This is a genomic window from Haliscomenobacter sp., assembly GCF_041740695.1.
Taxonomy (GTDB): domain Bacteria; phylum Bacteroidota; class Bacteroidia; order Chitinophagales; family Saprospiraceae; genus Haliscomenobacter.
On sequence record NZ_JBGSLK010000001.1, the window covers coordinates 95,696 to 119,817 of the forward strand.

Annotated in this window: 11 protein-coding genes; 4 read left to right on the plus strand and 7 right to left on the minus strand. The window is 49.0% G+C overall.

The window, feature by feature from the left end; translation table 11 throughout:
* The first annotated feature begins 18 nt into the window (after window positions 1–18).
* Window positions 19–5,826: an Ig-like domain-containing protein gene (locus tag ACEW9O_RS00355; RefSeq protein ID WP_373548120.1), complete on the plus strand. Its 5,808-nt coding sequence runs from the start codon at window positions 19–21 to the stop codon at window positions 5,824–5,826.
* A 90-nt stretch (window positions 5,827–5,916) separates the two neighbouring features.
* Window positions 5,917–6,555: a viroplasmin family protein gene (locus ACEW9O_RS00360; RefSeq protein WP_373548121.1), complete on the plus strand. Its 639-nt coding sequence runs from the start codon at window positions 5,917–5,919 to the stop codon at window positions 6,553–6,555.
* A gap of 18 nt (window positions 6,556–6,573) precedes the next feature.
* On the opposite strand, the gene ACEW9O_RS00365 is transcribed toward ACEW9O_RS00360, so the two are convergent.
* From ACEW9O_RS00365 to ACEW9O_RS00395, 7 genes are all read right to left on the minus strand, one after another.
* Window positions 6,574–7,662 (minus strand): efflux RND transporter periplasmic adaptor subunit, encoded by a 1,089-nt coding sequence (locus ACEW9O_RS00365; RefSeq protein WP_373548122.1) that lies wholly within the window; start codon window positions 7,660–7,662, stop codon window positions 6,574–6,576.
* A 1-nt stretch (window position 7,663) separates the two neighbouring features.
* Entirely contained in the window at window positions 7,664–10,864 is a 3,201-nt protein-coding gene (locus tag ACEW9O_RS00370) for an efflux RND transporter permease subunit (RefSeq protein WP_373548123.1), read from the minus strand.
* A gap of 13 nt (window positions 10,865–10,877) precedes the next feature.
* Window positions 10,878–12,290 (minus strand): TolC family protein, encoded by a 1,413-nt coding sequence (locus tag ACEW9O_RS00375; RefSeq protein WP_373548124.1) that lies wholly within the window; start codon window positions 12,288–12,290, stop codon window positions 10,878–10,880.
* Between the two features lie 265 nt (window positions 12,291–12,555).
* Window positions 12,556–14,379 (minus strand): glycoside hydrolase family 2 protein, encoded by a 1,824-nt coding sequence (locus ACEW9O_RS00380; RefSeq protein ID WP_373548125.1) that lies wholly within the window; start codon window positions 14,377–14,379, stop codon window positions 12,556–12,558.
* 292 nt (window positions 14,380–14,671) lie between these two features.
* On the minus strand, window positions 14,672–16,066 hold the full coding sequence (locus ACEW9O_RS00385) for a RagB/SusD family nutrient uptake outer membrane protein (RefSeq protein WP_373548126.1): 1,395 nt from the start codon (window positions 16,064–16,066) through the stop codon (window positions 14,672–14,674).
* Between the two features lie 37 nt (window positions 16,067–16,103).
* Window positions 16,104–19,385, minus strand: a complete 3,282-nt coding sequence (locus ACEW9O_RS00390) for a SusC/RagA family TonB-linked outer membrane protein (protein WP_373548127.1) — start codon at window positions 19,383–19,385, stop codon at window positions 16,104–16,106.
* A 479-nt stretch (window positions 19,386–19,864) separates the two neighbouring features.
* Complete coding sequence (locus tag ACEW9O_RS00395) at window positions 19,865–21,139, minus strand: cation:proton antiporter (RefSeq protein WP_373548128.1); 1,275 nt, start codon at window positions 21,137–21,139, stop codon at window positions 19,865–19,867.
* Window positions 21,140–21,311: 172 nt separating this feature from the next.
* On the opposite strand from ACEW9O_RS00395, the gene ACEW9O_RS00400 reads away from it, so the two are divergent.
* Entirely contained in the window at window positions 21,312–22,607 is a 1,296-nt protein-coding gene (locus ACEW9O_RS00400; RefSeq protein ID WP_373548129.1) for a TIM barrel protein, read from the plus strand.
* The gene (locus ACEW9O_RS00405; RefSeq protein ID WP_373548130.1) at window positions 22,604–23,941 is read left to right on the plus strand and encodes an FGGY-family carbohydrate kinase; all 1,338 of its coding nucleotides are present in this window, start codon (window positions 22,604–22,606) and stop codon (window positions 23,939–23,941) included. Before ACEW9O_RS00400 ends, ACEW9O_RS00405 begins: the two co-directional genes overlap by 4 nt.
* Window positions 23,942–24,122 lie beyond the last annotated feature (181 nt).

The window sequence follows — 24,122 nt, forward strand, 5'->3', positions numbered from 1 at the left end:
GGTTCTGTTGGCACAATTTTGTTAAATGAACTTGCCTATAATGCTACAGGCATAAAAATTGGAAATGGTTATGGTGCCTTGATTTCATCAAATCAAATTTATTGCAATCGCTCTGCGGGTATAGACTACATTGGAACTACCGGAGTTCCAGCCATACCTACAGTAAATGCCAATCCTACCCCGATTTTAGTTACCGGCCGAGGCGTTCCTGGGAGCCTGATTGAAGTTTTTAGTGATGACCGGCAAACCTGCTCTACCATAAACGTTTGCCAGGGAAAGCAAGGTGTAGGGTTTGCCACAGTTTCAAATAATGGTACTTGGACGGCAAATATTTCTCCGCCTCTCCGTACTGGTGCTCGCGTCAGCGCCACCCAGCACAATGCAGATAACAATACTTCTGAATTTTCATCTTGCGCCTCCGTGATCAATGTTTGTTCAAACTTTCAAGCTACAGCCCGTGCAACCAACGGCACTTGTGCCGATTCAAACAACGGAGCTGCTACTGTTACAACCACTGGTGGACTGAATCAAGGGTTCCGATACAATTGGAGCAACGGTGCAACGACCAGCACCACCACTGGATTAGCCACACCAGCAAATTATAGCGTCACGGTTATTGACGGGGCAAATTGTAGAAGTACTGCTCAGGTTTTTGTCGACCACCTCTCCAATATGGGGATAAAATCAAACCTGTCCAATGCCTCTTGTATTGGCCAACTGGGCAGGGTTGAGGTGTTCATCGATGGTGGGGTTCCTCCTTACACCTACCGCTGGAGCAACGGGGCAACCACTTCGGTAAACAGCAACTTAAGTCCTGGTACATACAGTTTAACGGTCACCGATGCTTTGCAGTGTACGCTGAATCGTTCCTTTACAGTCGGTGGCCCAGTTCCGATATCGATAAGAATCGATAAAACCGACGCGACCTGCGCCACCGAGGCCAATGGTAGCGCTACGGTAGTCGTCAGTGGAGGGGTTGCCCCTTTCACCTACCTTTGGAATTCCAGTGCGACCACCAGCACCATCATGAATCTCCCCCGGAACAACTACGGCGTTACCGTTACCGATGCCCAGGGGTGTAGCATTGCAGCAGCGACCAACATCAATGCCCCTGCCGCCTTAAACATCTTTTTGGATGAAGGTAGCCCGCAGTGCGCTGGAGAAAATAAGGGGTTTATTAAAGCCGTGGTCAGTGGTGGTGCCGGGCCTTACGCCTATTATTGGAGCAATGGTGCAAGCACCTCCGCCATCCAATCCCTCGCTCCCGGTGATTATGAAGTATTGGTATTCGATACCCTCCTGTGCCAAGCCAGCAAAAAAACGACACTCCTGCCCGGTGCTACGGTAAACATTAGCATCAACACTAGTGCAATAAAATGCCCCGGGAGCAGCACTGGACAATTGACTGCCTTGGTAAGCGGTGGGTCTAGCCCTTATGTCTATCAATGGGATGTCGGAGCGACCACTGCCAGCCTTAGTCAAATGCCCGCAGGAGCGTATAGCCTTACCGTAACTGACCAAAGAGGCTGCAAAAACTCTAGTGCGGCTGTTTTATCCGATCCAGCTCCACTAACCCTTACTTTAAGTTCCATAAACCCATTGTGCAACGGCCAAAACAATGGCCAAATCAGCAGCAGCATTTCCGGTGGAACCGCGCCCTACACCTATCTTTGGAGCAATGCCGCGACCACTAGCGCCATCAGCAATTTGGCCGTCGGCACTTACACCCTCACGGCAATGGATGCCAATGGCTGTAGCAATACCGCACAGGCCAACATCACTGCACCCAATGCTTTGAGCATCACTTTGAGCCCCGTCAATCCATTGTGCAACGGCCAAAACAATGGCCAAATCAGCAGCAGCATCTCTGGTGGAACCGCGCCGTACACCTATCTTTGGAGCAATGCTGCGACCACTAGCGCCATCAGCAATTTGGCCGTAGGCAGCTACACCCTCACGGCAACGGATGCCAACGGTTGCAGCAATACCGCACAGGTCAACATCACTGCGCCCAATGCCTTGAGCCTCACCTTGAGCCCAATCAATCCCTTGTGCAATGGCCAAAATACCGGCCAAATCAGCAGCAGCATTTCCGGTGGAACGGCACCGTACACTTATCTTTGGAGCAACAATGCGACGACTAGCGCCATCAGCAATTTGGCCGTCGGCAGCTACACCCTCACGGCAACGGATGCCAACGGTTGCAGCAATACCGCGCAGGTCAACATCACTGCACCCAATGCCTTGAGCATCACCCTGAGCCCTATCAATCCCTTGTGCAATGGCCAAAACACTGGCCAGATCAGCAGCAGCATTTCCGGTGGAACCGCACCTTACACTTATCTCTGGAGCAATGCCGCGACCACTAGCGCCATCAGCAATTTGGCCGCCGGTAGCTACACCCTCACGGCAACGGATGCCAACGGCTGCAGCAATACCGCACAGGTCAACATCACTGCACCCAACGCCTTGAGCATCACCTTGAGCCCCATCAACCCTTTGTGCAATGGCCAAAACACTGGCCAGATCAGCAGCAGCATCGCCGGCGGAACCGCGCCCTACACCTATCTTTGGAGCAATGCCGCGACCACTAGCGCCATCAGCAATTTGGCCGTCGGCACTTACACCCTCACGGCAACGGATGCCAATGGCTGTAGCAATACCGCACAGGTCAACATCAACGCCCCCAACGCCTTAAGCATCACTTTGAACCCCGTTAACCCACTGTGCAATGGTCAGAATACTGGCCAAATCAGCAGCAGCATCTCCGGTGGAACAGCGCCGTACACCTATCTTTGGAGCAATACTGCAACGACTAGTGCCATCAACAATTTGGCTGTAGGCAGTTACACCCTTACGGCAACGGATGCCAACGGCTGCAGCAATACAGCGCAGGTCAACATCACTGCCCCCAATGCTTTGAGCATCACTTTGAGTCCCGTTAACCCACTGTGCAACGACCAAAATACCGGCCAAATCAGCAGCAGTATTTCTGGAGGAACCGCGCCGTACACTTATCTTTGGAGCAATGCCGCAACCACAACTGCCATCAGCAATTTGCCCCTCGGCAGTTACACCCTCACTGCAACAGACGCCAACGGCTGTACCAATACCGCGCAGGTCAACATCACTGCGCCCAACGCTTTGAGCATCACCTTGAGCCCCATCAACCTCTTGTGCAATGGCCAAAACACCGGCCAAATCAGCAGCAGCATCTCTGGCGGAACGGCACCGTACACTTATCTCTGGAGCAATGCCGCGACCACTAGCGCCATCAGCAATTTGGCCGCCGGTAGCTACACCCTCACGGCAACGGATGCCAACGGCTGCAGCAATACCGCACAGGTCAACATCACTGCGCCCAACGCCTTGAGCATCACTTTGAGCCCCGTCAACCCACTGTGCAACGACCAAAACACTGGACAAATCAGCAGCAGTATTTCTGGAGGAACCGCGCCGTACACTTATCTTTGGAGCAATGCCGCGACCACTAGCGCCATCAGCAATTTGGCCGTAGGCGGTTACTCCCTCACGGCAACGGATGCCAACGGTTGCAGCAATACCGCACAGGTCAACATCACTACACCCAATGCCTTGAGCCTCACCTTGAGCCCCGTCAACCCATTGTGCAACGGCCAAAACACCGGCCAAATCAGCAGCAGCATCTCCGGTGGAACGGCACCGTACACCTATCTTTGGAGCAACAGTGCGACCACTAGCGCGATCAGCAATTTGCCCGTAGGCAGTTACACCCTCACGGCAACGGATGCCAACGGTTGTAGCAATACCGCGCAGGTCAACATCAGCGCACCCAATGCCTTGAGCATCACCTTGAGCCCCATCAATCCATTGTGCAATGGCCAAAATACTGGGCAAATCAGCAGCAGTATTTCTGGCGGAACCGCACCTTACACTTACCGCTGGAGCAACAATACCACATCCAGTGTGATCAACAATTTGCCTGTCGGAAGCTACTCGCTAACTGTCTCCGATGCCAACGGTTGCAGCGATACAGCACAGGTCAACCTCACTGCGCCAAGCGCGGTCAACCTCACTTTGAGCCCCATCAACCCTTTGTGCAATGGCCAAAACTCTGGCCAAATCGGCAGTAGCATCTCCGGCGGAACGGCACCCTACACTTATCTCTGGAGCAATGCCGCTACGACCAGTGCCGTCAGCAATTTGGCCGTAGGCAGTTACACCCTCACGGCAACGGATGCCAATGGGTGCAGCAATATGGCGCAGGTCAACCTAGTAGCCCCAATTGCATTAAACCTGAATCCATCAGTCCGCAACGAAACCGGAGTGAATTCCCGAGATGGTTCAATTCAAGTGGAAGTTACAGGAGGAACAGCCCCTTATCAATTCAGCTGGAGTACCGGTGCAAGTACCGCTAATCTCAATAACTTATCGCTAGGCGCTTACCAATTGGAGGTTCAGGACGCCAATGGATGTAAAGCCTCCTTAAATATTGGGGTAGAAAGATCGTGTAGTACTATTGTGATTTCTATACAGACGAGCAATGAACAATGCCCAGAGAGTAGTGATGGAAGCATCCGTGCAACAGTATCTGGAGGGCAAGCACCCTACCGCTTTCGTTGGTCGAATGGAGAAACCACCGCTGAAATCACCGAATTACCCGCTGGTATCTACCAATTAGAGGTGAGTGATGCCGCCGGTTGCAGCAATTCGGTATTGGTAGACCTCGAAAGCAATAGTAGGCGGCCCAAATCACTGTATGGCCTGGTAGCTCCCGATACAGTTTGTGGGAATACAGCCTTCACCCTGCGTGCTGACGATTTGTTTCCTCATCCAACTGTGCGGTACATTTGGCAATTACCCAATGGAGAGGAACGCACCACGAGCAGTTCATCCTTGAGATTGACCCCCAACAGCAGCGCATATAGTGGCGAATATACGGTAGCCCGCGACTCGGGCGGCTGCCGATCTGGTGCCTTTGGGCCTGTCTTTGTGGATGTGGTTTCTCTTTCTACAAACAATTTTGATGCGGGAAAAGACACCGTCATTTGCAGAGGCAATACCATTCAACTTCGTGGCAGAGCAGCTCAAGGCAACCCTGTCTGGATTCCTTTAAACAACAAAATTAGCTTACAAAACCCCAGATCGCTGAGTGCTGTTGCTGAAAACCTCGCCATTGGAGACAACAAACTGGTCTTAAAAGTTCAACTTGGACGCTGCGAACAGGCCGCGTTGGATACCCTTTCTATTTTTGTGGAATCCCCTCCTCGCTTACGAAACGACAAGTATACCATTGAACACGCACAATCAGCCGCAGTCATGAACGTATTGCTCAACGATGACCTTAAAGGAGTTTCTGACACAGTACTGACTTGGCTAAACGCTCCCCAAAACGGGCAATTTGAATACTTAACCTTCAATCAAAGTTTTCGCTTCACCGCTGATGTTTTTTTTAGAGGGAACCTGGAATACCAATACATCGTCTGCGATGGAAAAGCCCAATGCGCAAGCCCCTGCGATACTGCGACTGTACTCATCGAAGTATTGAACTATCCGAAACCTACCGAAGGATTAGTATTGAATGATCCAGGTGCAAATGGTACACTTATTATCAAAGGGCTGGAGGGTTTCACCAAAGTGGAGATTAGCATTACGAACCGTTGGGGAGACCTTGTTTACCAAAGTTCAGGCTATGACAACAACAATCCATGGCGAGGGCGAAGTAAGGACAATGGTGCCTTTTTACCGCCTGGAGCTTATTATTACGTCGTCAGAGCCTATGACAATGGGGTATTAATAGGAAGGCCACAAACTGGGGCAATTTATTTGTTTACGGCGGCAGAGTAGAAGCTTAAGTAGTTGACCACGTCCCCCCACATTTCCCTCCATTTTCTCCCCCAACTTTTGTAATTTTGCTCCAAATCCAAAGCACTCCCAATGGCCAAAGCAAAAAAATACTACGTAGTCTGGAAAGGCGCCAAACCTGGCATATTCGAAAGCTGGCCCGAGTGCCAGGCGCAAATCCAAGGCTTCCCCGGAGCAGCGTACAAGTCTTTTGAAAGCAAATCCGAAGCGGAAGCTGCCTATCAAAAAGGGGCACCCAACTTCAAGCCCAAAGCAGGAGGTACAGGTAGCAAATCTACGGCGCCCCGCACTACCATTTCCAAAAGTGCCATCATCAAAACCAGCATCAGCGTGGATGCAGCTTGCAGTGGAAATCCCGGCAAAATGGAGTACCAGGGGGTTTGGACGGATACCAAAGAACTGATTTTTCACAAAGAATTCCCCCTGGGCACCAACAACATCGGCGAGTTTTTGGCACTGGTGCACGCCCTGGCGCTTTGCCAAAAAAAAGGCTGGAACTACCCCATTTATTCCGACTCCGTCAACGCGATGAAGTGGGTCAAACTGAAAAAATGCAAAACGACCCTGGTCGAAAACGCTAAAACCGCCGATCTCTACGATGTGATTGACCGCGCCGAACAATGGCTGCACGACAATACCTACAGCAACAAAATGATCAAGTGGGAAACGGAAGATTGGGGAGAGATTCCGGCGGATTTTGGAAGGAAGTGATCAATACGAGTTCGGGGCCTACTCAATCACCGCCCCATCCCGGATTTCTTCACTCGCCTTCATCAGCAAGGAGTCGTTCTCTTGCAATAAAGCGCTAAAAACTTCCACGTTCCCCTCTGCCTCCAGGCCCAATTCTACCGGAATACGCTGGGCTTTTTTGTCGACCACCTTGATGACAAAAACCCCTTCGCTGGTAGAGATCACAGCCGATTTAGGCACCGCATAAGTACCTTCCTTGCTTTTTAAAGCAAAAAAAACTTCGGCAATCATTCCCGGCAGTAGTGTGCCACTGGGATTGAAGACATCCAGTTCAACCCGTTCGGAGCGCAGTTTGAGGTCGAGCGCACCGGACTTTCTGCCAATTTTTGCCTTAAAGGTTTTGCCGTGTAGGGCGGCCACTTTAAACGCTAGTTCATCCCCAACTTTTAGGTAGCCCGAATAAGCCTCGGGTACGGCTACAGCGAGGCGCAGCTTTTTCTGATCTTGTATCGTAAGCAAAGGTGCCTGTGCCCCCTGGCCGACATAAGCCCCCACGTTGACATTGCGCGCCGTCACCTTTCCGCTGAAGGGCGCTCTGATTTGCAGGTAACTTTGCATGATTTGAAATTCCTTGTAGCCGGCCTGGGCAGCTTCCCATTGGGCGTGGTCCGCATTTTTTTTGGACAAGGCTACTTCCAGGTCATTTTTGGACACCGTACCTTCCACTTTGCTGGTTTCCAACAGGCGCTGATAGGTGCTGTTGCTGGCCGTATAGATGGCTTCCTGGGCGTGCAGGCGGGACAATGCAGCGGCTATTTGTGAACTTATTTCGGGCGCCTCCAATTCGATCAACAACTGGCCTTCTTTCACATTTGAGCCAATGTCCACCTTGAGCGACTTGACATAGCTGTTCACTTTAGCGTAAAGCTCTACTACGGTAAAACCCGACAATTCCCCTGGGAGCAGCATTTCGGAACTTAAGGTTTGTTTTTGCAAGGCAAAAGTTTCCAGTTTCACGGGTGCTGCTGCTGCGAGAGGTGCTTTTTCAACTGGCTTTTCATTGTTGCAGCCGCTGATGGCCAACAAAAGGCTCAATGCGGTGATTGTTTTAACTATTTGGCTGTGCATATTACAAGGATGTTGAAGGTTCGAAAAATTTACTCTCCGCATCGTCAGGGTCTAAGGAAACCGATTGGGTGGTGGTTTTACCCTGTACCCAGGCAAAGATGAGTGGCAGAATGACCAATACCGCAAAGGTAGAAAACAACAGTCCGCCGATGACCGCCCGACCCAGTGGCGCAACTTGCTCCCCACTTTCTCCATGGCCGATGGCCATGGGCAGCATGCCCGCAATCATGGCCATACTGGTCATGATGATTGGCCTCAAACGAATGGAAGCAGCCTCTCTGGCTGATTTTAAGGCGTCGCCATTTTTTTTGCGCAACTGTTCGGCGTTGGTGATCAACAGTACCGCATTGGCAATGGAAACCCCGACCGACAAAATGATGCCCATGTAAGATTGCAAATTGAGGGTCGAGCCCGTGGCCAGGAGCATCAGCAAGGAGCCCAATACCACGGCTGGGGCGGCGGTCAAAATGATCAAAGAAACCTTAAAGGATTGAAAATTGGCGGCAAGCATCAAAAAAATGACCACGATGGCCACCCACAATCCCGACTCCAAACTCGATAAAGTTTCGCGCAGAACCTTACTCAAGCCGATCAGTTCAACCGTCAAACCACGCGGCAATTCACCCAGGTCTGCAATAACTTTTTCCACGTCTTTGGCCGCAGTGCCCAAGTCGATGTGGTCAATATTGGCGGTTACGGAAAGATAGGGTATTGCCCCTAGGTTGTCGTTTTCACCATTGGTAATTCCAGGAGTGATGGTCGCAACGTCACTCAGGATAGGTCTAATGTTGTTGCTAGACAAAGGGATAGCCCCGATTTCCTGCACACTCTCCATTTTACTCAGTGGAATTTGGACTTGCACGCTGTAGGACAAGCCAGCTTTTTGATCGATCCAGGTGTTTTTTTCCGTGTACCGCGAGGAAGAGGTAGAAGCAATGAGTGAGCGGGAAATCTGGTTCACGTCAAGGCCCATTTGCGCAGCCTTCGTGCGGTCTATTTCAATATTCAGGGCAGGATAATTGATCGATTGGCCAATTTGTGCATCCCTGAAATAGGAGATGTCATTCAAGGCGGTCACCAGTTTTCTTCCGTACTCTGCGTTGAGTTTTTTGTCTTTGCCTACCAAGCGGATTTCAATGGGGGTCGGTGAACCCTGGCTCAGGATTTTATCCGTGAGTTCAATGGGTTCAAAAGAGAGTTTAACCTGGGGCAAACGTTGGATAATTTTTGCCCTCAAGGCATCTTTGAATGCATCCATATCGAGATGCAGATCCTTCAAAGCCACTTGAAACACCGCCTCGTGCCCGCCCGCCATAAACAGATAAATGGGTGAGATGGAGAACTGGGCAGGGTGCATCCCGACGTAGGTTGAGGTGATGCCAATGTGTTCTTTTCCTACAAAATCCTCTAGTTCTTCCAGAACCTGCAAAGCCATTTCTTCCGTTCGTTCCAAGCGGGTGCCCTCCGGTGCACGAAGCCGCAGCTGAAACTGACTGGAATTCACTTTGGGAAAAACGTCGCGCCCGATTTGATTGATCAGCAGGAAGGCCAGCGCCGAAACAATCACCAAATAGCTCACTGAGGCGATTCTTCTCACCTGCATTAATTTTTCAAGGAGTTTCATAAACCCCATTCTGAATTTTTCAAAGGGGCTTATTTTTCCATTGTCGTCATAATCCTCACTTTCTGACAACTCTTCTTTGTCCCGAATGTGGGCTTTTTTCGGGTGTACTTTCATCAGCCAGTTGGCCATGACAGGCACGAAGGTTTGTGACAACAAAAACGAAGTCGTCATGGAAAATCCGATGGCCAGGGCCAAGGGCAGGAATAAGGCACCCGGTATGCCCGACATGGTGAAGGCGGGTGCAAAAATGGCCAGGATACACAGCAAAATGAGCAACTTGGGCAGGGCAATTTCCGCACAGGCATCCAGAATGGCCCTGGCCTTGGATTTGCCCATGTCCAGGTGCTGATGGATGTTTTCGATGGTTACCGTACTCTCATCTACCAGGATGCCGATGGCCAAGGCCAGGCCACTCAAAGTCATCAGGTTGATGGTAAAACCCAACATTTTCAGGAATAATACGCCCGAAATCAACGAAATAGGGATGGTCAAAATCACAATCAGCGCGGCGCGGCGGTCGCCCAAAAAAAGAATGACCATTAAGCCGGTCAGGATCGCGCCAATGCCCCCTTCGGTGACCAGGCTTTTTACTGCATTGATGACGTATACCGATTGGTCAAATTCATAAGTCAATTGCACATCTTCGGGAAGGGTGCTTTGGATTTTAGGCAGGTTGGCCTTCAGTTGTTTCACAATTTCCCAGGTGGAGGCATCCGCAGCTTTGGCCACACTGACGTAAACGGAGCGTTTTCCATTGACCAGGGCATAGCCTTGAACGAGGTCTGCGCCATCTTTTACCGTAGCCACATCCCCCACCGTTACCGTTCCCACGCCGCCTTTAAACAGGGGGATTTTTTCAAAGTCCTTTACGTTTTTGATGGTATTGTTGGTGGGTGTAATGTAATTGAAGTTCCCTACCCTTACGTTGCCCGAGGGGGCGGTTTGACTATTCAGTCGCAGGGCTTCCACAATCTGATCGGCGCTGAGGTTGTGGGCGCGCAATTTGGCTGGATCGATGTTGATTTCGATGGTTCGCGGGCTACCGCCAAAGGGTGCTGGCGCCAACAAACCGGGGATGGCGGTAAAAGAAGACCGCACGTAGACGTTTGCCAAATCCTGCAACTCGTTGTTGGTGCGAACTTTACTGCTCAAAACCAATTGCCCAACTGGCAAGGAAGAAGCATCAAAACGGATGACAAAAGGAGGCTGAGAACCTGGCGGGAAAGCTACTTGCACCCGGTTGGCCAGTGCCGTCAATTCTGCGGCAGCTTGGGCCATATTCGTCCCTTCGTAATAGGTCAGTTTCATCAGGGTAATCCCCTGCAAGTTTTTGGTTTCGATGGATTTTACCCCGTTGGCAAACAGTAGGATATTGATGTAGTTTTTGGCAAAATAAGCCTCCATTTGATCCGGGGTGTAGCCGCCGAAGGGGTGGGCGATGTAGATCACCGGAAGGTTCATTTGGGGCAGGATGTCGATTTTTATTTCCTGGATTGCCCGAACGCCAAAGAAAAAAAGACCAGCCACCATTACCAGGATAGAGATGGGTTTTTGCAGCGCAAAACGGATTAAATTCATCGCCTAGAGCAAATTAAAATTCATTAATGAATAAGCCAAAATCACCCGTTGCAGCCGCTTTCATCAGCAATGCCTGCCATACATTGGTGAAGGCCACATCCCGGTCGGTTTCAGCGCGGTTCAGGGTAAACAAAGCGGTAGTGACGTCGATCAGGTCGGCCAGGCCATTGTTGTAGCGGGCCAGCTGTTGTTGGTATACCCGCGATGCGGCATTGACCTGCAAGGGGGCTTCGCGGAAATTTTGCAAAGCGTATCCAAGCCTGGCATTGGCGGCATCTTCCCGGACGCGCAGCTCCAAATCAAGGGCTTTGTATTCTTCTTCCAACCCCTGTGTCAGCAGTTTTTGGTAACTTATTTTCTTTTCCGCACGTTTGATGCTGGTCAGGTTCCACACCGCTCCTACCCCGAAAAGGTAGTTTTGCCTGGTTGGCAGGATACCCGTAAAGTAGCTTTGGGTAAAAGAATTTTGGTCTTGTGCATAATCGGAGCGGAAACCCGAAGCTCTGGTTTGGTAAATGCCGAACGCAGTAAATGTGGGCATGTATTCTTTTTTGAACAGTTTTTCCAGTTCCTTACTTTGTACAATGCGGCTTTGAAAAAACTGCCGACTGGGGTGCTGGAGACTGTCGCTCGCTGCTTCAGCTGCAGCAATTGCCGTGGGGATTTTGCTGATAAAAGTGGTATCGATTCGCAAATCCTGGGGCGCGATGCCCAGCAAAATCACCAATTCATTGTTCTGAATTTTGACCTGCTCTTTGACCTGATTGAGGGTGATCCTGGCTCTGGAATTTTCGGCCAAAGCGATGGTGGTATCCACCCCAGGCAATAGGCCATTTTTGGCCCGGGTGCTCACATTGCGGTACACCACTTGGGTGCGTTCCAGGTTTTTCTGCTGCGAAATGAGCAGGCGTTGGCTGGCTAGGAGATTGAGGTAAGCGGCGGCAATTTTTACCTGATGTTGGAACAATTCCTGCTCGTAATCCTTTTGAAAACGCTCGACCTCGGACTGGGCCACACTGATGCGCTGCTGGGTGCGATGAAAATTGAAAAACTCCCAATTTACGTTGACCAAATACAAGGCGCCAAAAGCAGCATTCCAACTTTGTTGGTCCAATGGAAGTCCGGAGGAAGCGACCCCCAAACCGCCCAAACCATACAATGGGCCGTTTTGGCCGTTGATGGTCCCAAAGTTGTGTTGAGCAGAAAGATTCAGGTTGGGTAGGTACTCTCTCTTTACCTGAACAATCGTTTCCGAGGCAGCTTGTGCGTAGCGCTTTTTGGCCTTGAGGATGCCATAGTTGGCCACACCCTGATCTATGGCCGCTTTGAGCGACAGGCTTTGGCTAAAACTAGGGTTGACGTAGATTCCTCCAAACAATAAAAAAAAGAGCTTGATGGCTCCGAAAAGGGTATATTTTTGACTCATTTACGATGGTATGTATGCTTCCGCAGCGCCTGCAAAGGTAAAATAAGGCAAGCCTTCAATGGTAAAGTAGATCAAATGAAAAGTTACGAAATTCAAATAAGTTTTCTGTTTGATCTCTTTTTGGTTCCTTCCCGCGTTGGTCTGATGTTGGATTGCAAATTGGAGTTGATTTGCAAATATAAATTTTGGCGGGATAAAACAGGGACAATTGCCTCATTTAGGAACAAGAAAAAAAAATCCCCGTTTTGACTTCGCTCGTTTGACCTTATTCTTCCTTACTTCCGCTGCTTAACAACCCTTCAGGGACTGTCAGCTCACCTGTTTCGGCATCTATTAAGCCGTTTACTTCGTCTTCTATGTTTGTTGCCTGGGTATAAATGTCGCCCATCAGGGGGCGCTTGCGCAATTCTGCTTTGTATGCTTTTATTTTTTTGGCCCGCTCTTCTGCAGCCCTCGGTCCACCATAATGAGCAAAGCCAAAGCCTCCCCATTCGCTTACCACCAGCGGCACTTGCTTTCTAAAGAAAAACGGGTCACCAATTACCAGCGGGAATCCTGTAACATCTTCCAACTCGCCTTCGATCATTCTGTCCAGTTTTTCACACCACATCGATAAATCAGGGTTGTAAAGATGCACCGTCAGCAGGTCAGACCTTAGCCGGCCTTCGTGAGAGATGTGGTTCCAGCCATCGTTGTCAACCACCAGAAACTGCGGATGCTCTATATGCATGTAGTGAAAGGTATCCGTCACATACTTGCGTGTTTCCGGGTTACTGGCAATATCCTCCGCACCCCAGTCCTCATTATACAGGCTCCAGATCACTACAGAAGGATGGTTTTCTATCAATGCAAGCATGCGCAGCAGCTCCTCTCGGTGATTTTGCCGGCTTATCACAGTAGACTGATGAGGGCTTGGCACTTCCACCCAAAGCAGGATGCCCAGCTTGTCAGCAAGGTTATAAATGCGCGGGTCGACACCTGCAATGTGAATACGGATGAGATTGCATCCAAGCTTTTTCATTGCATGAATGTGCAGCTTGATTTGTTCGTAGGTGGCAGTGCCGGGCTGGTACAATATGCCATCGAGATAAACGGGCTCATTGTTGAGGTAAATAAAACTTCCACGTGATTCAATTTTGCGTAGGCCGAAGTAAGTTTCTATTTCTGCAGTGTAGCCCTGCGCATCTATAAGCTGTGCAACAAGACGATAAAGATGCGGATCGGCAGGCGACCATAATTGCGCATCGGGCACTTCCACCACCACCCGCTGTCTCTTTTGCCCATTCTCCAACCTGATGGGAAAATCGGAAGTAGCAATAGGCTCTGTGCCGTCTTGCTTGCGGTTAAAGACTTTAAGGCGTATGGTATAGAAGCCGGGATCGTGAATACGTGTGGTGAGGTTGAACCGCACCAGCTTATCCTCAACAATAGAAACTACCCGTAATCTGTTGCGCTCCACTTGCTCTATCCACACACTTCGCACAGCACCAGTATAGGTCTGGTACCAAATGCCACCACGCTTAAAGATGTGAGACTCTTGCTTGCCCCGCGGCTGGTCGGCATCCATAGTGTCACAGATGCGCACCGTGAGGCGATTGATCGGCTTTAAAATAGACTCATCAAGCTCATAAGAAAATGAGGTGTATTCACCAAGGTGCACCTGTTCACCTTCTATGGTGCTGAGCTGGATGCCATTGAGCCACACTCGCGTTTCGTAGCCACAGGCACCGAAGGTAAGCTGCAGCATGGAGTGGACGCCATCGCGATGCAGCATTGCAGGCAAAGGAAACTCACGCTCATACCACGCCACCACTTTATCCTGCCATGCTGCGTTGCCTGATGGTTCTCTTGCCGCTATAATGTGATCTTCTATTGAGCCGGGCCAATGGGCAGTGGAAGTATAAGTGTGCCCTACATGCCAGCTTTCTAATAATCCTTTATCGTCGGGGTCTAAAGCAAAACGCCACTCCCCATCAAGCAGTATAGGCGTGTTAGAGCGTAAAACCGTCCGGGGCAGCGGATTTATAAACGTATCATCTACAAGGTGTTCCTCGGTACTTTTCGATGTGCCATAATTGGGATGTTCCATTTGGAGGGAGACTGTTGCAATGCTTTGTTTTATACCCCACGCGGGGTATAGCAGGCAGTGTTTTACTTGCAAATATCTTGCTAAGCAATTTGAACAAGGCATTTAGGTGCATATCATCACTTCCTAAAACGCAGACCACTATCGTTTCATTGCAGGTTAGCAAATTGCTTTCGTGGTGGCTATTGACAAAAATTATGCGTATACCTTGAATCAGCGTTGCTAGCAAAAAAAAAGTAGCACCGCCCCTCAGCGATGCTACCTTCAAAATGATCATAAAACAGTACAGTAATGATTAGTAGCCAGGATTCTGGCCAAAAGTTGTCGGGTTGTTCATGATGTCGATTTCCTGTTGAGGAATCGCATACAGGAGCCGAAATGGCGCGATGGTGATTTTTTTATTGGCTGCGATTTCGGCAATGGCCGTACCTCTGCGCACCAAGTCAAACCAACGGTCGCCTTCAAAAGGCAGTTCCAGCCTTCTTTGTTTGTAAATTTCTGCACGGAAGCTTTCTTGGGTGGGTAAATCCGTGCCTGTTAGTTCCTTCAATCCAGCGCGTTTGCGCACGGCATTGAGGTGTGCTAACGCAGTACCCGCAGCCGTGCTGGCGTTGTACCCAATTTCATTGAGCGCTTCGGCTTGAATCAGCAGAACATCGGCATACCGCAAGATTGGGAAGTCGGTACCTGAATTGTTGTTGACGGGTATGTCGAGAAACTTCCGGGGCATGATCAGGCTACTTCCGGTTGGTCTTACTGCATCAACCAAGGTTTTGCGCAAGTCACCTTCTTCCGTGTAAGCCTTCTGAATCGTGGTATCGATCCCGATTACCTGAGTATTGGCATACCAGAATCCATGATCTTGACCAGAAATACCCTTGGTGAACCGAATGGCGAACAAAATTTCGGCGTGGTACTTGGTGGTTGCACTGAAAACATCGGCCACATTGGGCAACAATGCAAAAGTTTTGGCATTGATCAGTTCATCCAACACGGTACGGGTGTCGTTGTACTTTTTTTGGTACAAATACACTTTGCCTAAGAGCCCCTTGGCCGCGCCTTGGGTAACCCGACCCAAATCGGCCGCAGGGTACGTGGCGGGAAGATTGGCCGCTGCAAACTTCAGATCCGTTTCAATTTGGGCATAAACTGCCGCAACATCATCGCGCTTCAAGCTGGCAGCGCTCAAAGGGTCGATCGTTTTGATTACCAATGGAACGGCACCCCAAAGACGCACCAAGTTGAAATAGTTCAGTGCACGAATGAAAGAAGCTTCCCCTTTGATGCGGTTTTTTAGGGTATTGTCCATGTTGATCGGCTCAACCGATTCGATCACCGTATTGCAACGAAAAATGCTGCTGTAAATGGCCGTCCAACTGTTGTACAAGTTGGTATTTCCGGGGTTGTCGGAAAAGCGGTTAATCTGGAAATTTTGTCCAGCACCAGAAGATGGATCCTGATCCGAAAAATTATCGCCACGGTGCTCCATCAAAATCTGAAAAGTACCCCCGTACTGCCCACCAACGGCCAGTGACTTGTAACAGCCATTTACGGCAGCAATTGCGTCCAATGAGGTTTTAAAAAAATTCTCCGGGGAGATGGTGGATTGTGGCGTCAGGTCCAAAAAATCTTGCTGACAAGAAGTGCCCACGATCAGGAGCAAACTCAACGCAATAAGTATATTTTTCATGTTCATTTCATTTTGATAAAAAACAAATTCAAGTTCCTTAGAAACTGAAATTCAGGCCAAAAGTGTAGGTGCGCGCCAAGGGATACGACCCGTAGTCTTCGCCAGTAGTCAATGAACTATCAGGACGGTCGCTGATCTCGGGGTTGAAGTAAGGATACTTGCTCCAGGTGATCGGGTTCAAAACGGATAGGTAAATTCTTGCCCCCGCGATTTTAGCCTTAGCCAGTGACTCGCTGTTGAAGGTATAGCCCAGGGTCATGTTGCGAACCCGTACGTAAGAGCCATCCTCGATGTGCCAGCTTGAAGTGATCCCGTTGCCACCCGTAGCCAAGCGGTTGGCGCGGTTGACCAAACCATTGCCTGGGTCAGTTGGCGACTTGTAATAACCCAATACTTCTCGGGTGTTGTTGAAGTTTCCTTCTACGTTGGCAAAGTAACGGTTGAGCAACGCTACTACTTTGAAACCCTGGCTGCCTTGTACGGCCACGTTCAGATCAAAGTTTTTGTAGCGGAAAGTGTTGCTGAATCCGAAGGTGTACTTGGGCTGGAAGTTGCCCAGAATCTTGCGGTCGTTGGCATCAATTTTTCCATCTCCATTGACGTCTTCAAACTTGAAGTCACCAACTTTGGTCGGGTTGCTGGTTTTCGCCGAAGCGTCCAGATCCGCTTGGTCTTTGTAGATGCCAATCACATTGTAAAGGTAGTAAGAGGCAATCGTTTCGCCAATTTGGGTAATGAAATAGGTATTACCTGTACCACCCGTTTGGATAATTGGCGCACCAGATGGCCCCAGTTTGGTAATTTTGTTTTGGTTGGTCGAATAGTTGAGGTTACCTTCCAGGGCAAAATTGGTGCTCAGTCTTTTGTTGTACCCCAAGGACACTTCCACTCCACGGTTGTTCATCTCCCCGATGTTCTGGAGGTAGGTGCTGAATCCTGAACCACTGGGTACTGGCAGGTTCAACAGTAGTTTGCTGGTGTTGGAATTGTAGTAATCAACCGTCAAATTCAATGCTGATTTGAAAAAGCTGATGTCCACCCCAATATCGGTACTGGCGGTATTTTCCCAGGATAAGTTATCGTTGGCCGGGGTGGTGATGGAAATCCCGTTGTTCAAGGCGGAGTTGCCAAAAATGTAGTTGCTGTTGTTGTTGCTCAACTGGGCGCGTGAGCCATAGTTGGGAATCTGAAAGTTGCCCGTCAAACCATAGCTGGCGCGAATTTTGAACGCATTGATGAATCCTAAGTTTCCAAAAAAGTTTTCCCTGGCAATGTCCCAGGCAGCAGACACTGATGGGAACAAGGCCCACTTGTTGTTGGCACCAAAACGAGAAGAACCATCTCGCCGAGCCGAAGCCGAAAGGAAATATTTCCCAGCATAGTTGTACTGCGCTCTGGCCAACAAAGAAAGCAAGCTCCATTGCTGCAAAGAAGAGTTACCCGACAAAATCTGACCCGCATTCAGCGTGGATACGGCGTCCGTTGGAAAGTTATTCGCGGTCAAGGTATTGCGATCCTGGTTTTCTTTTTGGGCAGAATACCCCGCCAGTAAGTCCAATTTGTGCACGCCAAACAGCTTGGAATACGTCAAAGTATTTTCAACCAACCAGTTGGAAAATTGATCGGTATTGGAATAACCCGTTGACACCGATCGGCCAAGTACACCTTGGGTAGGCAAGTTAGAAGGGCGATAATAATCCCGACGGAAGGAATTGATGTCGGTAGCAACAGCCAAACGGTATTTCAAACCTTCTATTATTTCGTATTCGCCATAAGAGTTGGCCAAAAGGCGGAAGTTTTTGATTTGATCTTTGGTCAAATTCGCTACGGCAACTGGGTTCAGCTGGTTGGTTTGTCCAAAACCCCATACGTTTACCGAGTCGGCAAAGGAACCATCTGGATTGTATACCGGGAAGATTGGCGCATAACCCAAGGCCATCGAAATGACGCCTGAGTTGGGCGCAAACCAAGGTCCTTCAGAATTCACCACCTGGTTGGTGGAGAAAGAAGGGCTCATGTTGACGCCAAAACTGAATTTATTCAACTTGGCATCTACTCTAAAGCGCGTGTTGTAACGGGTCAGGTTGTTGTTGATCACGATGCCATCTTGGTTCAAGTAGGCGCCTGAAAACAAAAACGTGATGTTTTCTGTACCTCCACTGACGCTCAAAGTGTGGCTTTGCATCGGTGCCTGGCGGAAAATTTCGTCTTGCCAATCGGTGTTGGTCAAACCTTGCTGGCCAGCCAAGTAAGGAGCAATTTGATGTGGAATGCGCAAGGCAGGGTTGGTTGGACGAACACTGTTGGGGTCGGTTGGTTTACCCGTAGGCACCGCATCAAAATAGGCATTGTTGTGTCCGTCGTATACCACTTGAGCGTATTCGTAAGCGTCCAACAAATCTACTTTTTTGTTGACTTCCTGTAGGCCGTAGCTACCGTCGTAGTTGATTCTGAGCTGGCCAGATTTTCCTTTTTTGGTGGTGATCAGTACCACGCCACCTGAACCTCTGGAACCATAAATTGCCGCAGAAGCCGCATCTTTCAATACATCGATGGATTCGATATCGCTGGGATTCAAAGAAGCCAGGGGATTGAAGGGTTGCTCGTAGCTGTTCACACCGTTGGAAGCACTGCGGGTATCATTGGTCACGGGAATCCCGTCGATCACAAACAAGGGGTTGTTGCCCGCACTGATCGAACTCACCCCACGGATACGGATGGATACATTGCCGCCCGGTGCACCGCTGGTTTGAATGACGTTCACACCTGCCATTTTGCCCACCAAGGCTTGATCAAATGAGGTTACGGCCTGTTCTTTGATATCTTTGGCCTGTACCGAAGCAACCGAACCCGTTAGGTCACGCTTGGCCCTTACCCCATAACCAGTAACCACAAGGGTGTTGAGGTTAGTGGAAGAAGCTTTCAGGTTGACGGACAACGTATTCTTTTCTCCAGCTTTTGCAGTATAAATGATGACTCGTTCTTCATATCCAATGTACGAAACAATCAAAGTAGAGGGTTCTTCGGTCGATAAGGCAATTGAAAAATTACCTTCGATGTCTGTGACTGCGCCTTTGTCCGTACCTTTTACTCGGATCGAGGCACCAATCAAGGGTTCGCCCGATTCGGAGGTAACTTTCCCTTCAACGACTTCTTCGGCAATGGCAATTTCCATGGATGCATTGCTTGCTTTATTGGTACCAAAAGAAGGATGGGAAAAAAGGGGATGGCTAAGCCCCAAAAACGAGATCATGGCGAAACTCCAAAGACTCATGGTCTGCAAATTGGAGCGTCGACGCTTACGGCGTGCAAGATTCATAGTGGTGAATTTGTTTAAAAAATCTTAAAGTAGAATAGTGTGTTTGTGTAGATTTCCGCACAAAGGTAGGAGGGATAAAAGGCTAGGTTTGGCTAGAACGGAATAAGAAATTGTAAGGCTTTGATTAATGTTTTAGCACAGAAATTGGTAAAAATTGTCCTTTACCCGGTGCTTAGTTTACATTCAAGCATCCATGCTCAACAATTTGAATGCAAAACAAACTAAGCGACCAAACTTTGCGTTTTTCGGCGTGTAAAGTTGAAATCACTCCTGCACATTTCTTGTTAATAATGGATTAAGATCACCTTAAGGAGTGAACTTTTTTTGCGTTTACTTTTTGCGCATCCCCAAGATTGGATTTAATAGTGGTCTGGCCTTGAACCACCGAAGGTGGCAAAACTCCTAAAAACTAACTCTGTGAAACTCTGCGTGTACTCCGCGAAACTCTGCGGTAAAAAAATATTTATTCAGCCTTAATATTAAGCGTTTGCATTGGTTCCCTCGCCCTCAAATTCTTCAACAACAACCTGGTCCTTTCCAAAAAACAAACGATAAAAGGGCAAGCTGAACCCAATTTTCACCAAAAAAAACAAGGCCACACAATACAAGGTACTAAACAGAATCACTGCAAAACACATCGACTGAATGATCACTCCATCAGCATGTCCCCGTTGTAGTGGCAAGGTAGCGATAACCGCCGCCCCCAAACCTTTCGGAATCATGATGGACATGATGGACTTGTCCAATAACGGAGTATCTCTGGTTACAATCAAACGTACAATGATGATGCGGGAAGCGTATAGTACCAGCGTAATGATTGCGCCCCACATCAGCCAGTCCAAACGATTGATTTGGATGCTGATGCCAATGAACACAAAGAAAAAAGTACGCAACAAAAAGACCATCTCACTGAAAAAATCCTTTTCAATTTGGGACAAGACAATGCTTTGATTGGGAATAATGCGCTCCAGCAATTTAGGTTCAAAATATTGCAGGTTGCCAATGGCGATTCCAAAAGACAAGGCCGTAATGGGGCCGCTGTAATTGAGGTATTCGGTGACCCCGTACAAAATAAACAGAAAAGCCGGCGTAGAAAACTTGGTCGATTTCAGGTTGGGAATTTTGTTGAGGATAAAAGACCATAAAAACGCCCCGCCAATCCCCATCAGCAACGCAATGACCAGCGAAGCAATAAACTGCGACAACACAGTTTCTGCCCGAATTTCTCCACTCATCATCAAACCCAAAATACTCAGTGGAATGGCTAAGGTAAATACATCCGTTTCCGCTGATTCCATGATTAAGGTCGTGGCTGTTTTAGGCTTCACTGCCACTTTTTTCACCAGGCCAACCACCACTGCAGAGGAAGTTCCACCTAAGGTAGCTCCGATAAACAGGCAAGTCAGAATGGGCAAATGCAAAATCAAATAACACATGACCGCCACGGTAACCCAGGTGACCAAAAAGCCTAGCGTAGTAATCCCCGCCGATTCTTTAAAAGAGGCTTTTACCTCGGAAATCTTCAAATCGGTACCACTTTCAAACAATATAAAAATGAGCACCAGGTTGCTGAACAAGGGGCCAAATTGGCCAAATGAAGTAGGATCAACGAGGTGAAAAACCGGGCCCAACAACATCCCAATCAGCATCAAACCCAGTACATCCGGGATGCTCCTGCGTTCAAAAATCCCGTTGAGGTAATGCCCCCAGAAAATGAATAAGCCAATGATGATGATGATGATCGATGTTTGCATAGAAATCAGTGTCGATTTACAGGTATATTGGTTGTTGGTTCATAAAGCTAAGGAAATAATGCCGGATGCCCCTTCTAATCAAAAATATTTCAATTTTTGCAACAGGAGAGCACAGGATACCAATCCTCTAATCATTCTTTTAATTTGTAAACATTATCTTTAGCAAAACAAAATGAGCTACGCTGCAATGATCGCAAACGAACAAATCCAATACCATAACCAGGCCCAATTGCCTGAACATGCAACCCGGTTGAACTTTATCGAAGGGGTGCTGGAGCGCAAGGGCTTCAATGTGGTGCAAGTTGTCGAAAAAATCCGGGCCTTCCAAATTGCCATCCCCAGTTGGGCGCTCGGCAGCGGCGGAACCCGCTTTGGGCGTTTCAGCATCGGTGGTGAGCCACGCAATTTGGAGGAAAAAATTGAAGATGTGGGCCTCATCCACCAACTCAATCGTTCGGCCAATTCTATTTCCTTACACATTCCCTGGGACATTCCCAAGGATGTACCCGCGCTCAAAAAATTGCTCAGTCAACATGGTTTGACCATCGACTCCGTCAATTCAAATACCTTTCAAGACCAAAAAGATCAGGCCTATAGTTATAAATTTGGCTCCCTTTGCCATACGGAAAGTGTAGTCCGCCAACAGGCCATTGACCACAATATTCAATGTGTAGAGTATGGCAAACAATTGAATTCCAAAGTATTGACCGTTTGGCTCGCCGATGGCTCTAATTTCCCAGGCCAGCACCACTTGCGCCGCGCCTATCAACGCACCTCCGAGTCCCTGGCCGACATTTACAGCGCCATGCCCGACGACTGGACCATGCTCATCGAGTACAAACCCTACGAGCCCAATTTTTACTCCATGATCATCCCCGATTGGGGCACCTCCTACTCCCTGTGCCAATCCGTGGGTAAAAATGCGCAGGTATTGGTCGATTTGGGGCACCATCTGCCCAATACCAACATTGAACAAATTGTAGGTCGCCTCATGCACTTTGGCCGCCTGGGTGGCTTCCACTTCAATGGCTCCATGTACGGCGACGACGACTTGACCACGGGTAGCATCAAACCCTTCCAGTTGTTCCTGATTTTTAACGAACTGGTCGACGGCATGAGCGACCCCACGGTCAAAAATCCGGATATCGCCTGGATGATCGACGCCAGCCACAACACCAAAGACCCCATCGAAGACTTGTTGCAATCGGTCAATGGCATCCTCTCAGCTTACGCTCGGGCACTTTTGGTAGACCGCGCTGCCCTGAGCCAGGCCCAGGAAGAAAATGATGTAGTACAAGCTGAAGAACTCCTGCGCGACGCTTTCCTCACCGATGTGCGCCCGCTCGTTGCCGAAGCCATGCGCCTGGACGGCGGGGCTATTGACCCTCTGGGCGCTTTCCGCTCGGCTCAAGTTCGGTCCAATTTGATTGAAAAAAGAGGTAAATTCAGTACGGCAACGGGCTTATGAAAACAGCGGCATTTGCAATTTTTGATGTAGGGAAAACCAACAAAAAACTCTTGCTTTTTGATGAGGAATTTCGACCCATCGAAGAGCAAAGCCAAATTTTTCCTGAAACCAGTGATGCCGATGGTTTCCCTTGCGACGATTTGAGTTTGCTCAATTCCTGGTTGTTGGATCATTGGGAAAACCTGCGTTTGCGTTCGGATATCTTGCTCAAAGGAGTCAATTTTAGCGCCTACGGGGCAAGTTTTGTCCATCTGGATGCCCAGGGTACGGCGATTAGACCGGTGTACAATTATTTGAAGCCGCTGTCCGCAGACTTGCAAGCTCAGTTTTATGCCGACATCCAGCAACACGATGGGCAAGACCAGGACGCTTTTGCTGCCATAACCTGCTCGCCCATCATGGGTATGCTCAATTCTGGCTTGCAGCTCTACTGGCTCGCCTGCACTCAGCCAGAAGCTTTCCACCAAATCAAAACGGCCCTACACCTGCCGCAATACCTGTCCTATTTGTTGTCGGGAGAAAAATTCAGCGATTACACCTCCATTGGTTGCCATACTGCCCTGTGGGATTTTCAGGCGGGGGCTTACCATCCTTGGGTCAAACGTTGGGGGATTGAAGAAAAACTGGCTCCCATCACCAAAGACCCCATTGCTACGGTGAAGGATGGGGTAATGATTGGGGTGGGCCTGCACGATAGTTCGGCAGCATTACTGCCTTATTTATTGCGGGGAAAAGAACCCTTTTTGCTCCTGTCTACAGGTACTTGGTGCATCAACCTGAACCCCTTTAACGAGGAGCACCTGAGTCCACAGGCGCTGCGTTGTGATTGTCTGGCCTACCTTATGCCCAAAGGCAATCCGGTGAAAGCTTCCCGCGTCTTTTTTGGGCGGGAGCACGATCACCAGGTCGAACGGATTGCCAAGCATTACCGCGTGGAGGCTGGTTTTTACAAAAAACTCAGTGGTCGTGAGCAGGTCAGCATCCAATCTGGTTTTGTGCCCGCTTGTATGGAAGGCACGGGGCCGGTGCTGGGCATGCAAAACGGCACTTGGGATTTTTCGACATGCGCTGATGCGATCACTGCCTATCACAGCCTGATGCGCGGTTTGATGGATTTGTTAAAAATCTCCATTGAGCTGGTTGACAATGGAGTGCCAAAATTTTATGTCGATGGTGGTTTTGCCAAAAATCCCATCTTCATGCAACTGCTGGCCGCCGATTTTCCCAACAAACAAATTGAAGCGCTCGAATTCCACCAGGCCACCGCGCTGGGGGCTTTGATGCACTTGAAAAATGGGCAGGCTTATCAGCAGTCGATGCCACTTTTTACTTAACTCACATTACGAAGTAAGCAGCTTCGCTGCTTTTTTTATAAACACGACGACCTTTAGGTTTGTAAAAAAGAAAAAGTTTATACATTAAGATAATAATCATGTATAGTTTTTCTTTTTTGGTTCTTTTTTCTTTTGTTAATTCCACAAAAAAATGTGGAAAACTTAAAGGTTAGTCTTGAAA